This window comes from Natronorubrum halobium (genome assembly GCF_051351675.1).
Taxonomy (GTDB): domain Archaea; phylum Halobacteriota; class Halobacteria; order Halobacteriales; family Natrialbaceae; genus Natronorubrum.
Genome location: NZ_CP195595.1, coordinates 2,943,128 through 2,957,128, shown reverse-complemented (window position 1 = coordinate 2,957,128; position 14,001 = coordinate 2,943,128). Strand labels below are relative to the sequence as shown.

The window sequence follows — 14,001 nt, the reverse complement described above, 5'->3', positions numbered from 1 at the left end:
ATGACCGGCGAGGACTACGTCACCGAGGCCGATCGCACGCTCGAGAAGACCTACGAGGAGCCGATGGACCTCGCGACCTACGTCGATCGGATCTTCGAGAACCCGACGATCGCCTCCCACGCCTCGAAGTACCTGCTCGAAGCGATCGAGGCGGCGGGCACCCGGACCGTGGTCGAGGAGGGCGAGGAGAAGGAGCGCTACCGCTTCTTCGACGACCCGCACAACGACGGCGAACACGCGATCCTCGGCAACACCGAGGTGCTGAATAGGTTCGTCGACGACCTCCGATCGATCGCCGCGGGCCGCGCGAAAGACGAGAAGATCATCTGGTTCGAGGGGCCGACCGCCACCGGCAAATCTGAACTCAAGCGCTGTCTGGTCAACGGGCTGCGCGAGTACTCGAAGACGCCGGAAGGACGCCGGTACACGGTCGAGTGGAACGTCACGACGGCCGCAGCCGAGGAACGCGGTCTGAGCTACGGGAGCAGCGATCCTACGGCGACGGACGACCAGCACTGGTACGAGAGCCCCGTTCAGGTACACCCGCTGTCGGTCTTCCCCGAGGAGGTCCGCGAGCGAGTGCTTGCCGACCTGAACGACGACCTCGACGACCACGTCCCCGTCCGGGTCGACGCGGCACTCGATCCGTTCTCTCGGGAAGCCTACGACTTCCTCGAGGAGCGATACCGTCGGGAGGGCGAGAAGTCCCTGTTCTCGGCGATCACCGACGACGACCACCTGCGCGTGAAGAACTACGTCGTCGACGTCGGCCAGGGCGTCGGCGTCCTCCACTCGGAGGACGACGGGCCGCCCAAGGAGCGACTCGTCGGCTCCTGGATGCACGGGATGCTCCAGGAACTGGACTCGCGCGGGCGCAAGAATCCGCAGGCGTTCAGTTACGACGGCGTGCTCTCGCAGGGCAACGGCGTCCTCACGGTCGTCGAGGACGCGGCCCAGCACGCCGACCTGCTCCAGAAGCTGTTGAACGTCCCCGACGAACAGTCCGTCAAACTGGACAAGGGGATCGGGATGGACGTCGACACGCAGATGCTGATCATCTCGAACCCGGACCTCGAAGCCCAGCTCAACCAGCACTCCGACCGGAACGGGATGGACCCGCTGAAGGCGCTCAAGCGCCGCCTCGACAAACACCAGTTCGGCTACCTGACGAACCTCAGCCTCGAGTGCGAGCTGATCCGTCGCGAACTGACCAACGAGTCCGCCGTCTGGGAGGCCGAGAGCTACGACGAACTCGAGGACCGGATCCGCGAGCCGGTGCGCGTGTCGGTCAAGGACCAGGACGGCGAGACGCGAACGGAGGAGTTCGCGCCCCACGCGATCGAGGCCGCCGCGCTGTACGCAGTCGTCACGCGACTCGACGAGGAGAACCTGCCTAACGGACTGGATCTCGTCGACAAGGCGCTGATCTACGATCAGGGCTACCTGCAGGAAGGCGACACGCGACGCGAGAAGGACGACTTCGACTTCGACGGCGAGGCTCACGACGGCGAACACGGGATCCCGGTCACCTACACGCGAGACACGCTCGCGGAACTCATCCAGACCGATCGAGACCGCCACCACTCCGAACTGGCGGTCGAGGACATCGTGATGCCGCGGGACGTGTTGAACACGATGGCCGAGGGGCTGTCGGACGCCCCCGTCTTTTCGACGGGCGAGCGCTCGGAGTTCGAGAACCGGATCGTCCCCGTGAAGAACTACATCTTCGACCAGCAGGAGTCGGACGTCATCGAGGCGATCATGCACGACAAGCGGGTCGACGAGGAGACCGTCGGCGAGTACGTCGAACAGGTCTACGCCTGGGAGACCGACGAGCCGCTGCACAACGACCGCGGCGAGGAGGTCGAGCCGGATCCGCTGAAGATGAAGCTCTTCGAGATCGAACACCTCGGCCGGTTCTCGGAGGCCGAGTACGAGGGGAACCTCCCCCGCGAGAGCGTCCGGAACTTCCGCCGCGAGAAGGTCATCACGTCGCTGAACCGCCACGCGTGGGAACACCGCGACGACGACTTCGCCGTCGAGGACGTCGATCTGACCGCGATTCCGGTGATCAAGACCGTCCTCGAGAGCCACGACTGGGACGACGTCCAGCGGACCTTCGAGGACTTCGACCCGCGCCAGTGGGACGATCCGCCGAGCGAGACGGAGACGGCGACGGTGAAGGATCGAACGATCGATACCATGGTCGATCTCTTCGACTACTCGGAGGCGTCGGCCGAGCTAACCAGCCGACACGTCATGGGACAGGTGAGCTACAGATGGGACTGAGAGACGACCTCGAACGATTCCGCGAAGTGGGCGAACAGCGCCGCGAGGATCTGGCCGACTTCATCCAGTACGGCGATCTCGCCGGCGGTCAGGGCTCGATCCAGATCCCGGTGAAGATCGTCTCGCTGCCGGAGTTCGAGTACGACCAGCGCGACCAGGGCGGCGTCGGGCAGGGCGAGGACGGGACGCCCGACACCGGCCAGCCGGTCGGCCAGCCACAGCCCCAGCCGGGTGACGACGACGGCGAAGACGGCGAACCCGGCGAGGAGGGCGGCGAACACGAGTACTACGAGATGGACCCCGAGGAGTTCGCCGAGGAACTCGACGAGGAGCTGGGTCTCGACCTCGATCCGAAGGGGAAGACGGTCGTCGAGGAGAAGGAAGGCCCCTTCACCGATATGACGCGGACCGGTCCCAACAGCACGCTCGACTTCGAGCGGATGTTCAAGGAGGGACTCAAGCGCAAGCTCGCGATGGACTTCGACGAGGAGTTCCTCAAGGAGCTCTGCAAGGTCGAGGGTATCGAACCGCGCGAGGTCTTCGAGTGGGCCCGCGGCGAGAGCCTCCCCGTCTCGATGGCCTGGGTCGAAGAGGCCTACAGCAACGTTCCCGACGACGAGTACGGCACCTGGTCCTCGATCGAGGAAGTCGAGGAGAACGTCGAACGGGAGTCGGTCCAGCAGAAGATCCGCCGCGAGGGGATCAAACACGTCCCCTTCCGCCGCGAGGACGAACGCTACCGCCACCCCGAGATCATCGAGGAGAAAGAGAAGAACGTCGTCGTGGTCAACATCCGCGACGTCTCCGGTTCGATGCGCGAGAAGAAACGCGAACTCGTCGAGCGGACCTTTACCCCGCTGGACTGGTACCTCCAAGGCAAGTACGACAACGCCGAATTCGTCTACATCGCCCACGACGCCGACGCCTGGGAGGTCGAACGCGACGACTTCTTCGGCATCCGTTCGGGCGGCGGGACGAAGATCTCGAGCGCGTACGAACTCGCGAACGAACTGTTAGAGGAGTACCCCTGGAGCGACTGGAACCGGTACGTCTTCGCGGCGGGGGACTCGGAGAACTCGAGCAACGACACCGGCGAGCGCGTCATCCCGATGATGGAGCGGATCGACGCCAACCTCCACGCCTACGTCGAGACTCAGCCCAGCGGCAACGCGATCAACGCCACCCACGCCGAGGAACTCGAGCGTCACTTCGGCACCGACGCCGAAGACGTCGCGGTGGCGTACGTCAACAGCAAGGACGACGTGACCGACGCGATCTACGAGATCCTCTCCACGGAGAGTGAAGAAGATGAGTAACGAAGCGAATTCCGTCCGCTTCGGTCTCGCACGACCCCTTCGGGGCCGCACGAGTACCGATGCACGCGGAGCGCGCATCGAACATCACGAAAACCGGTGGTTTTCATGAGTAAACGAAACTCCAACGCGGATCGATTCCGCAAACAGGCGATCGCCGCCGATCTAGAGGAACCGGTCGACGAGGCCAGAAACCTCGCCGAAAAGCTGGGCCTCGAGCCGTATCCGGTCAAGTACTGGATCATCGACTACGACGAGATGAACGAACTCATCGCCTACGGCGGGTTCCAGTCGCGGTACCCCCACTGGCGGTGGGGGATGCAGTACGACAAGCAACAGAAACAGGGCCAGTACGGCGGCGGAAAGGCCTTCGAGATCGTCAACAACGACAATCCGGCCCACGCCTTCCTCCAGGAGTCGAACACCATCGCCGACCAGAAGGCCGTGATCACGCACGTCGAGGCCCACTCGGACTTCTTCGCGAAGAACGAGTGGTTCGGCCTCTTCACCAGCGGACGCGCCGACGACGATCAGGTCAACGCCGCCGCGATGTTAGAGCGCCACGCCCGCGCCATCGACGAGTACATGTCCGATCCCGAGATCGACCGCGCCGAGGTCGAGAAGTGGATCGACAACTGTCTCTCGCTGGAGGACAACATCGACCAGCATCAGGTGTTCAGCCGACGACTGGAGATCGACGGGCCGCGCGAGGAACTCGACGACGACATCGCGGAGAAACTCGACGAACTCGGCCTCTCCGAGGAGATCAAGGGCGAAGTGTTCGACGAGGAGTGGCTCGAGAAACTCGAGGAGGCCGACGAGGCGGTCACCTTCCCCGAAGAACCCCAGAAGGACGTCCTCTCGTTCGTCCGCGAACACGGCAAACAGTTCGACGACGAGGCGGGTCGGGCGGCCGAGATGGAGGAGTGGCAACGGGACATCCTCGACATGATGCGCGCGGAGGCGTACTACTTCGCCGCCCAGAAGATGACGAAGGTGATGAACGAGGGCTGGGCCGCCTACTGGGAGTCGACGATGATGACCGACGAGGGGTTCGCCGGCGACGACGAGTTCATGAACTACGCCGACCACATGGCGAAGGTGCTCGCGTCGGGCGGGCTCAACCCCTACAGCCTCGGCATGGAGCTCTGGGAGTACGTCGAGAACCGGACGAACCGCCGGGAGGTCCTCGAGCGACTCCTCCGCGTCGAGGGCGTCTCCTGGCGGAACCTGATGGACGTCGTCGACTTCGAGGAGGTCTTAGAGACGCTCGAGCCGCCGGAAGCCGTCGCGACGATCACGCCGGAGACGCTCGATCGACTCGAGGAAGTACCCGAGGAGTGGATCGATCGGGAGGCGCTCGAGGCCGCCCGAGACGGAGAGATCGACGTCGAGAAGTATCCCTGGAAGGTCCTGACCACCGAGGGGCTGGCGCGTCGCCACTACTCGCTGGTCAAGCGCCAGCACCGCGGGTTCCTGACCCGGGTGACCCAGAACGATCTCGAGCAGATCGGCCGCTACCTCTTCGACGACGCTCGCTACGAGAGCGTCGATGAGGCGCTCGCGGACGTGGACTTCTCGGCCGGCTGGGACCGCATGTTCGACATCCGCGAGAGCCACAACGACGTCACCTTCCTGGACGAGTTCCTCACGACGGAGTTCATCACGGAGAACAACTACTTCACGTACGAACACTCGCAGGCGACGGGGCAGTTCCACGTCGCCAGCGACGCCGCCGAGGACGTAAAGAAGAAGCTGCTGTTGCAGTTCACCAACTTCGGAAAGCCGACCATCGCGGTCTACGACGGCAACTACAACAACGCGAACGAACTCCTGTTGGGCCACCAGTACAACGGCGTCATGCTCGACCTCGGACAGGCTCGCGAGACCCTCAAGCGGATCTTCGAGCTGTGGGGTCGTCCCGTGAATCTGCTGACGATCGTCAAGGAGGTCGACGAACACGATATCGAGGTCGCGAAACGACGCAATCGCGAGCCGGAACCCGAAGAGCGAGGGAAACTCATCCGGTACGACGGCGACGACGTGACGATCGAAGACGTCCCCTGGGAGGAGGTCGATCACCTCTCGGCCGACGACGTCGATTACGACACGAAACCCGACGAGTGGCTCGCCTGACCGTTCTTTCTGCCGTTTTCGACCGCAGTAAACACTCGGAAGGCTTTTGCCGTCGATCGCACATGCACGGGATGTGATGGATGGGGAAGGGGGCGAGGCGGTCGAACAGCGCCGAGTCGACGGTAACTCGTTCGAGCTACCGTCAGTCCTCGCACAGCTGGATACGAACGAACCGACCGATCAACGGGCGGCCGTCGACACGATCCGTGAGACGCTGCCCGAGCGTCCCGGCGCCTGCGTGCCGACGGTCCCGAAGCTTCGAGCCCTGCTCGAGCAACCGACCCTCGAGTTTCACGACGAGGTGGCCTACTGTCTGGCCGAACTCGCGGCCGAATCGCCCGCGGACGTCGCGCCGTCGGTCGACGTGATCGTGACTTTCGCCGAGGTACACGCCGATGCGCCGGCGACTCGAGAGCTCCTTCGCTGTCTGGCCACCGTCGCGGCGGAACGGCCGACGGCCGTCGCCGAGCACACCGCCACGATCGCGGACGTGGTCGACCGTCGATCCGGCTACGACGACTGGGGACTCCGCGCGATCCAGCGGGTGTCACGGACGACACCGTCTGCGACACATTCGGCGCTGCCGGTACTGACCGACGCACTGGCGGCGGATCCGGAGAGTAACGGCGTCTCCGTCCTCCCGACGCTGGGTCGACTGACCCGATCGGAGACGCCGCCGGAGACGCTCGCGTTCGTCGAGCAGGCGATCGAACTCGTCGACCACGACGAGCCACCGCTTCGCCGCAACGCCGTCGGCTGTCTGGCGGACGTCGCACACCACGCTCCGTCGGCAGTCGAGTCGGCCTGTGCGGACCTCGGTGGTGCACTCGAGTCCGCGGATCCGGAGACGCGCGCCAACGCCGCGGTCGTGATCGCCCGCGTCACTGCGGAGACGGACCGGAGCGTTGGCCCCGCTCGAGAGCCGTTGCTCGCGTTGCTCACGGACGATTTTGATCGCGCGCGGGCGAACGCGTGCGTCGCGCTCGGACACGGCCGCGTCGAAGCGGCTGCGGACCGACTCGAGACGCTGGCGGACGAGGACCCGTCGTCGACCGTCCGCGAGCGGGCTGACTGGGCGCTGGACCGGATCGCCTGATCCGCTTTCGCTGCTCGAACTCGGCGACCGCAACGCAGTGGCTGCTGGCCGTCGAGGAGACGCACACGACACGAGAGACGTTTTCCGTTGAGACCGACTCGCGGCTGACGACCGTCGACGTGACCGATCGGATCGCCGGCGCCGTCCCCGACGACCTCGAGTCGTTCCTCCGAGCTCCCGTTCCCGACGAGGGCCACGCACACGATCAACCGGACGGAAATGCAGACCCTCACCTCCGAGCGGCGCTGCTCGGACCGGACTGACGGTACCCGTCGAAAACGGCGGACTGGCGCTGGGGCCGTGGCAGTCAGTGCTGCTGGTCGAGTGCGACGGCCCGCGCACGCGGACAGTAATGTGTCGACTGTCGGGGAGTAGTGGGATTACTCGAATTCGGGGTCGCTCGAAGGACCGAAGCGCGAGTCGGGATCGCGAAAATCTTTTCGCAGATTACCATAATACTGTGCTATGAAAACCGAATACAAGATCATCTCTGCCGGAACCGCGATCGCTCTCATCGGTTTTCTCCCGGAGATATACGCCGTCGTTCGAGCGCTGAGACTGCACCTGTTCCTCGTTGGACTCGTCATCGTCCTCGTCGGATTCGGTGCGCTGTTGCGATACTATTCCGAATTCGATCTGGCGTGACGCTAGACCTGGAGCGGTCGATCCGCCGAGACGCAGTCGACGCCGCGCCACTCGAGCAACTTCGCCGTCGCCCGCCGCTCGAGCGACCACGCGTGAATCTCGAGGTCGACCGATTTCGCACGCGACACGAGCCCCGTGGTCAGGCAGCGCCAGTAGTTCGCGCCGATGACGTCGCAGTCGAGTTCGACGGCGGTCGTGACCGGCGTCTCGAGGCGGCGACTCACCAGCAGGCCCGTCGGCTGGCTGCGATCGATCTCGCGGATCGTCTCGAGTTCGGGGAGCAGAAAGGAGGTCGTGACGACGCGGTTCTCGACGTCTTCGATGGCCTCGAGCACGTCCGCGGCGATGTCGCTGTCCTTCATCTCGAGGTTGACTTCGACTCGCGGCGGGAGCGCGTCGAGCATCTCCTCGAGCGTGGGGACGCGTTCCCCGGACTCGAGGACGGTGTGGGTCTTGAGATCCTCGAGCGTGCTGTCGGCTACCGTGCCGTCGCTCCCGGTCACGCGGTCGATCGTGTCGTCGTGGATGACCACGAGTTCGCCCGACCCACAGCGTCGGACGTCGAACTCGACGGCGTCCGCGTACTCGGCGGCCGTTCGAATCGCGGCGATCGTGTTCTCGGGGGCCGTGGCGGCGAATCCTCGATGGGCGATCAGACGCATTCGGTGGGACAACGGCCGCGAGCGGCTTTAGTGGCTCGCTCGCTGTTAGGTGTCCGTACCGCACTCTCCCGGGTCGACTGGCGTTCGTTTCAGGTACCCGCAGTCGCTCGGTCTTCGGCGGTAACTCGACCCGAGTTCCAAACCTTTTAGCAAGTACCGTTAAACGGGCATCGGGTCTACGGAGACACGATTACAGTCGCCGATGTACCAAACACGAGCACGTCGTACCAACGCTAGGTGATGTCCGAGTTATGACCAACCGATTCGACGATCCGATCGAAATTCTCCTCGTCGAGGACAATCCGGGCGACGTTCGACTCACGCAGGAAGCGTTCAAACAGCTCTCGACCGAGACGACGATTCACGTCGCTACCGACGGTGACGAGGCGCTCGAGTTCCTCATGGACCGACGCGATAGCGACCCGGATACCGTCCCCGATCTCGTCCTCCTCGATCTGAACCTCCCTCGAATGAACGGTCTCGAGTTCCTCGAGACGATCAAGGGTGACGCGACGCTCACGCGGATTCCCGTCCTCGTACTGACGAGCTCCGAGGCCGTCGAAGACATCCTCGAGAGCTACGAACTCTCCGCGAACGCCTACCTGACGAAGCCGACCGACCCCGCCGAGTACGCGGCGATGGTCGAAGCCGTCTCGGAGTTCTGGCTCCAGAAGGCGGCGCTGCCGCCGATTTCTCCGTGACGCTCGTCGCGTCCGTGACGCGGGTGCGTTTCCGCGCGTTCCCAGTCTCGCCTGGTGTCGACACCACCACCCCGACATTGATCTAACGGGCCGTGGCAGTGACGGTATGCCTTCGACCGAGTTCGACGTCGACTTCGGTGGAACCGTCGCGGTGATCACGGGCGCGAGCGGTGCGCTCGGGAGTGCGGCCGTCGACCGCTTTCGGGCGGCCGGTGCGACCGTCTGTGCCGTCGACGTCGTCGCTCCCGACGACGAGGACAGTTTACTCGAACCCGACGAGCGAACGCACTTCTACGAGGCGGATCTGACCGACGAGGCCGACGTCGAGCGACTCGTCTCGGCTATCGTCGACGATCACGGCCGGGTCGACCACCTGTTGAACGTCGCCGGCACCTGGCGCGGCGGCGATCCGATCGAGGAGACCGACCTCGCGGAGTTCGATCTCCTGATGAACGTGAACCTGAAGACCGCGTTTCTGGCCTCGAAACACGCACTGCCTCACCTGCAGGAGAGCGAGGGCTCGATCGTGAGCGTGAGCGCGCGGTCGTCGCTCGAGGGCGGCGAGGGCGACGGTCCCTATCGGATCACGAAGGCCGGGATTCGGCTGTTAACGGAGACGCTCGCCGAAGAGAACCGCGGTACCGTCCGCGCGAACTGCGTGATGCCGAGCGTGATCGACACGCCGATGAACCGCGAGATGATGCCGGATTCGGATCACGACTCGTGGGTCGACCCCGCCGACATCGCGGACGTGATGGTCGTCCTCTGTAGTGACGCGACTGCGGTGACCAGCGGCGCGGCCGTGCCGGTGTACGGCGAGGCCTAAAAAAATACGATTCAGTTCGGTAGCGCGCCGTTAGGCGTTCTCGCCGATCCAGTCGGCGAAGGGACCGGTGAGGAAGTCGACGTAGTCGACGAGACCCAGATACAGGGTGACGACGAGCACGACGATGATCGGGATGCGGACCGCCCAGATCCACGCCTGCCCCCAGCCACCGAGGTTGCCGATCCCCTTCGTGAGTTCTTCGACGGCGAATCGCGGGGCGACCCAGCCGACGAGCAACATCAACACGAGCGCACCGAACACCAGCAGGACGCCGTCGGCGAACAGGTCGAGCAGGTCGAGGAAGATCAGGTCGTACGTGACCGGCACGCCCAGCAGATAGATGACGCCACCCATGCCGAGTGCCGCCTTCCACCGCTCGATGTCCTTCTCGTCGATCACGTACGCCGTCACGACCTCGAGCAGCGAAATCGCACTCGAGAGCGCGGCGATAGCGACGGTTCCGAAGAACAGGAGGCCGAGGATGCGGCCGCCGGAGAGGTCCGCGAACGCCTGCGTCATCGACACGAAAATCGCGCCGGGACCGCCCTCACCCGGTTCGGTGATTCCGGCCGAGAAGAAGATCGGGAACACGACCAGACCGGTCAGGAACGCGATCCCGGTGTCGAAGCCGATGATCGTGGTCGCGTCTTTGGTCAGATTCCGGTCTTCACCCAGATAGGACGCGTAGGTGATCATCACTCCCATCCCGAGCGAGAGCGTGAAGAACGCCTGTCCGGCCGCCGCCGGCAGCAGGTTCGTCCAGTTCGCTGCGATAACGCCGAAGTCCGGCGACAAGTAGTACTCGTAGCCGGCCCCGGCGTCGGGAAGGGTAAACGCCCAGATCGCCATTCCGACGAGCAGGAGGACGATCGCCGGCACCATCGCCTTCGTCGCGAGTTCGATCCCGCGTCGAATCCCGAGCGCGACGATACCGATCGTCACCGCCATGAAGAGCGTATGGAAGAAGAAGGCGTCCAACCCGGTCGATAGCTCACCGAACATGATAGCCGCCGTCGGCTCTCCGGCTTCGGCTGCGATATTCTCGTAACCCGCGAGACGGCCCGCGTAACTGCCGCGGAATCCCTCGAGGAAGTACCGGATGAACCAGCCGGCGACGACGCTGTAGTACGACAGAATCACGAAGCCGGTGACGATGAAGACGCCCCCGACGTACTTCCAGGCGTTTCCACCCAGTTGCACTAGCGCACCGACCGGATTTCGTTCCGTCCGTCTCCCGACGACGAACTCGACCAGAATCGCCGGGAAGCCGATGAATGCGATGAACAGCAGGTAGACGACGAGAAACGCCGCACCACCTCCCTCTCCCGTAACGAACGGGAACCGCCAGATGTTACCTAACCCCACCGCGCTGCCGACGGCAGCGAGGATGAAGCCCGTTCGTGTCGCCCACGTTTCGCGTTGTACCATACGGCAGCCAATCCAACCCAATTCTAAATACCTTACTAGATATCAGCATTACTCTATGGGAGTTGTCACCTCGATTCCACCACTCGAGTGAGCGCCGCGATTCCGACACCCCATCCCCGACTGCCACTTTCTTCACAACTCGGTCATCGGCAACGACTAACGCAGCAAAAATGATTATTTAATTGTCAACTATGGGAACTGTGTCGCTGGCCAGCAAGCCCAGCAACCACCCTGTAAGCGCCACTCGAGGGCAGTCGCTCTCGAAGTCCCACCGATCCGGCGTGGTACGTGTCTGGATGAAAGCGTCCGCTTCGCTCGTCTGCCGTCGAATTCGTCCCGGCAGCACGGAAATCGATGATTGGCGCTCGGACCCGGAATGACGAATTGTGTACTGGCTGTGGACAACAACCGTTACTCACCACAACATATAACACACATACGCAGAATCTAGCGACCAGTACGGAGGTTTGTGAATGTCTACCGTCGATACAGTAATCGATCGTGGCCGGGGGATGACCACCGAGCAGTTGCTGCTGCTCGTCGTTGGACTCGGCGCGTTTCTGTTGGTAGGAGATCTGATTATCGGAATCCTCAACGGAACGTACAGTATCTCGCGTGTCGCACGATACGTGGTGGAAGGAACGCTCTACGGGCTTATCATCGGGCTCGCAGGGATCGGGCTCTCGATGACCTACAGTATCCTCAACTTCGCGAACTTCGCACACGGGGACTACGTAACGTCGGGGGCATTTTTCGGGTGGGGGGTCACCTATCTCATCGCTGGCTGGGGGGCCGCTAGTTTCGGTCATCTGGCACTCGTCGCACCACAGCGCGGGGTCGGTGGTTCACATCTGGAGATCGCGATTACCTCGACACCGTTCGCGATCATGGCGGGGTTGCTCGTCGCCGGTGTCGGTACGGCACTATTCGTGTATTTGATCGATCGAATCGCCTACAAGCCGATGCGTGGCTCGGGTGGGATTCCGCTGTTGATCACGAGTATCGGCGTCGCCTTCGCGTTGCGCTACCTCATCGTGTTCGTCTTCTCGAACCGCACGCGCGGAACGACCACCGGTGGACTCCCGTCGTTCGATCTGTTGTTGGTCGACGGCTGGGTCTCCGTCGACGCACACGACGCGACGCTGATCATCGCTGCCGTGGCGCTCATGATCGGCGTCCACCTGATGCTCCAGCGGACGAAACTCGGGAAGGCGATGCGGGCGATGTCGGACAACAGGGATCTGGCGCTCGTGACGGGGATTCCGACGGAACAGATCATCCGCTGGACCTGGATGATCGGCGGTGGGCTGGCGGGCAGTGCCGGCTACCTCATGGTGTTGTGGACGGGAACGATCGACTGGCAGTTCGGCTGGCTGCTCCTCCTGTTGATCTTCGCCGCGGTGATCCTCGGCGGAATCGGCTCGATCTACGGCGCCATCTTCGGCGGACTGATCATCGGAATCAGCATGCACCTGTCGATGGTGTGGCTCCCCGGCGGTGACTTTACGACCATCACGGCGTTCCTGATCATGATCCTCGTCTTGATGATCAAACCGGCCGGTCTCTTCGGAGGGAAGACGACAGCATGAGTACGAATACGACGGACACTCGCGCCCAACTGGAATCGCTCTGGGAACACGACGCGGTCAAGATCCTCGCCGTCTTCGGCGCGATCTACATCACGTACGCCCTGATCGGACTCGCACTGGGCTACTCGGTCGACGGGATCGTCAACACCCTGCGGCGGATGACGTACCTGATCGCCGTCTACGGGATGGTGACGCTGGCGTTGAACCTCCACTGGGGGTACACCGGTCTCTTCAACATCGGTATTGCCGGCTTCATGGCGGTCGGACTCTACGTCACGATGATGCTGGCGAAGCCCACCGATCCGGCAGGGGCCGCACAGTACGCCGGCCTCGGGCTTCCGATGCCGGTCGCCATCGTCGGCGGCGTCGTCGCCGCCGGTCTCGCCGGGCTGATCGTCGCGATTCCGGCACTCAGGTTGCGAGCGGACTACTTCGCGATCACGACGATCGCGTTCGCCGAGATCGTTCGGCTCGGGATCACCTCCGGGGCGTTACAGGAGTTCAGCCTGCTGGGTATCGAACTCGGAACCGGCGGCGGTCGCGGTCTCATCCGAAACTACGGCGATCCGATGAACGCCATCTTCGAACTCGAGGCGTTCAGTTCGTTCGTCGATCTGACGAACAGTCTCTTCGGGTTCGGGCCGACACAGGCGAGAGCGCTCGCCTACTCGATAGTGCTGGTGCTCGTGCTGGCGGGCATCTACTGGCTCATCCAGCGCACCAGTCGGTCGCCGTTCGGCCGGGTGCTGAAGGCGATTCGAGAGGACGAGGAAGCGGCCCAGTCGCTCGGGAAGAACACGAACCACTTCAAGATCAAGGTGTTCGTGCTCGGCTGTGCGCTGATGGGGCTGGCCGGCATCCTCTGGCGGTTCCGCCGCACGGGCGTCACGCCGCACGCGTTCCGACCGCACGTGACGTTCTACATTTGGATCGCACTGATCATCGGCGGCGCGGGCTCGAACACCGGCAGCGTGCTCGGGTCCGGGCTGTTCGTCGCCATCCTCTTCGAGGGGCCGCAGTACTTCCGCCGACTCGTCGATCAGGTCGTCACGTTCGGCGACGCGCCGAACACGTTCGCCGGCTCCGTCGCACCGATCCTCTCGGGGGACCCCGCTCCGTTCGTGCGGTACACCTTCGAGGAGTTCACGACGCTCCAGTTCGTCCTGATGGGCGTCGCGCTCATCCTCCTCATGCATCGTCGGCCCGACGGGTTACTGGGCCATCGTGAGGAGACGGCGGCGGCGATACCGCTGACGAGACGGCCGGGCGACGAGAGTACCGCCGGTCGCGGAGGTGATTCGTCGTGAGCGACACCG

Annotated in this window: 11 protein-coding genes and 1 pseudogene; 10 read left to right on the top strand and 2 right to left on the bottom strand. The window is 63.7% G+C overall.

What is annotated here, in order from left to right:
- The 6 genes and pseudogenes from ACSFC7_RS14580 (at position 1) to ACSFC7_RS14555 (ending at position 7,479) form a co-directional block, all read left to right on the top strand.
- On the top strand, positions 1 to 2,289 hold the full coding sequence (locus tag ACSFC7_RS14580) for a PrkA family serine protein kinase (RefSeq protein WP_436343551.1): 2,289 nt from the start codon (positions 1 to 3) through the stop codon (positions 2,287 to 2,289).
- Complete coding sequence (locus ACSFC7_RS14575) at positions 2,280 to 3,605, top strand: YeaH/YhbH family protein (RefSeq protein WP_436343550.1); 1,326 nt, start codon at positions 2,280 to 2,282, stop codon at positions 3,603 to 3,605. Before ACSFC7_RS14580 ends, ACSFC7_RS14575 begins: the two co-directional genes overlap by 10 nt.
- A 105-nt stretch (positions 3,606 to 3,710) precedes the next feature.
- Positions 3,711 to 5,738, top strand: coding sequence for a SpoVR family protein (locus ACSFC7_RS14570; RefSeq protein ID WP_436343549.1), 2,028 nt, complete (start codon positions 3,711 to 3,713; stop codon positions 5,736 to 5,738).
- Positions 5,739 to 5,814: 76 nt separating this feature from the next.
- Entirely contained in the window at positions 5,815 to 6,834 is a 1,020-nt protein-coding gene (locus ACSFC7_RS14565; protein WP_436343548.1) for a HEAT repeat domain-containing protein, read from the top strand.
- 44 nt (positions 6,835 to 6,878) lie between these two features.
- Positions 6,879 to 7,195, top strand: a pseudogene (locus tag ACSFC7_RS14560) (YjbQ family protein); the annotation flags it as partial.
- A 104-nt stretch (positions 7,196 to 7,299) separates the two neighbouring features.
- Positions 7,300 to 7,479: a hypothetical protein gene (locus ACSFC7_RS14555; protein WP_436343547.1), complete on the top strand. Its 180-nt coding sequence runs from the start codon at positions 7,300 to 7,302 to the stop codon at positions 7,477 to 7,479.
- Positions 7,480 to 7,481: 2 nt separating this feature from the next.
- On the opposite strand, the gene ACSFC7_RS14550 is transcribed toward ACSFC7_RS14555, so the two are convergent.
- Positions 7,482 to 8,141 carry a glycerophosphodiester phosphodiesterase gene (locus ACSFC7_RS14550; protein WP_436343546.1) on the bottom strand — a complete coding sequence of 220 codons (660 nt, stop codon included), beginning with the start codon at positions 8,139 to 8,141 and terminating at the stop codon, positions 7,482 to 7,484.
- Between the two features lie 251 nt (positions 8,142 to 8,392).
- Here ACSFC7_RS14550 and ACSFC7_RS14545 point away from each other — a divergent pair, with 251 nt between their 5' ends.
- Together ACSFC7_RS14545 and ACSFC7_RS14540 are read left to right on the top strand one after the other, a co-directional pair.
- The gene (locus ACSFC7_RS14545) at positions 8,393 to 8,842 is read left to right on the top strand and encodes a response regulator (protein ID WP_436343545.1); all 450 of its coding nucleotides are present in this window, start codon (positions 8,393 to 8,395) and stop codon (positions 8,840 to 8,842) included.
- A 106-nt stretch (positions 8,843 to 8,948) separates the two neighbouring features.
- Complete coding sequence (locus ACSFC7_RS14540; protein ID WP_436343544.1) at positions 8,949 to 9,668, top strand: SDR family NAD(P)-dependent oxidoreductase; 720 nt, start codon at positions 8,949 to 8,951, stop codon at positions 9,666 to 9,668.
- Positions 9,669 to 9,698: 30 nt separating this feature from the next.
- Here the strand turns inward: ACSFC7_RS14540 and ACSFC7_RS14535 are convergent, their stop codons facing one another.
- A complete protein-coding gene (locus tag ACSFC7_RS14535; RefSeq protein WP_436343543.1) occupies positions 9,699 to 11,096 on the bottom strand; it encodes a sodium-dependent transporter in 1,398 nt (465 codons plus the stop codon).
- A gap of 473 nt (positions 11,097 to 11,569) precedes the next feature.
- On the opposite strand from ACSFC7_RS14535, the gene ACSFC7_RS14530 reads away from it, so the two are divergent.
- On the top strand, positions 11,570 to 12,685 hold the full coding sequence (locus ACSFC7_RS14530; protein ID WP_436343542.1) for a branched-chain amino acid ABC transporter permease: 1,116 nt from the start codon (positions 11,570 to 11,572) through the stop codon (positions 12,683 to 12,685).
- Positions 12,682 to 13,992, top strand: a complete 1,311-nt coding sequence (locus ACSFC7_RS14525) for a branched-chain amino acid ABC transporter permease (RefSeq protein WP_436343541.1) — start codon at positions 12,682 to 12,684, stop codon at positions 13,990 to 13,992. Before ACSFC7_RS14530 ends, ACSFC7_RS14525 begins: the two co-directional genes overlap by 4 nt.
- The last annotated feature ends 9 nt before the right edge of the window (positions 13,993 to 14,001 follow it).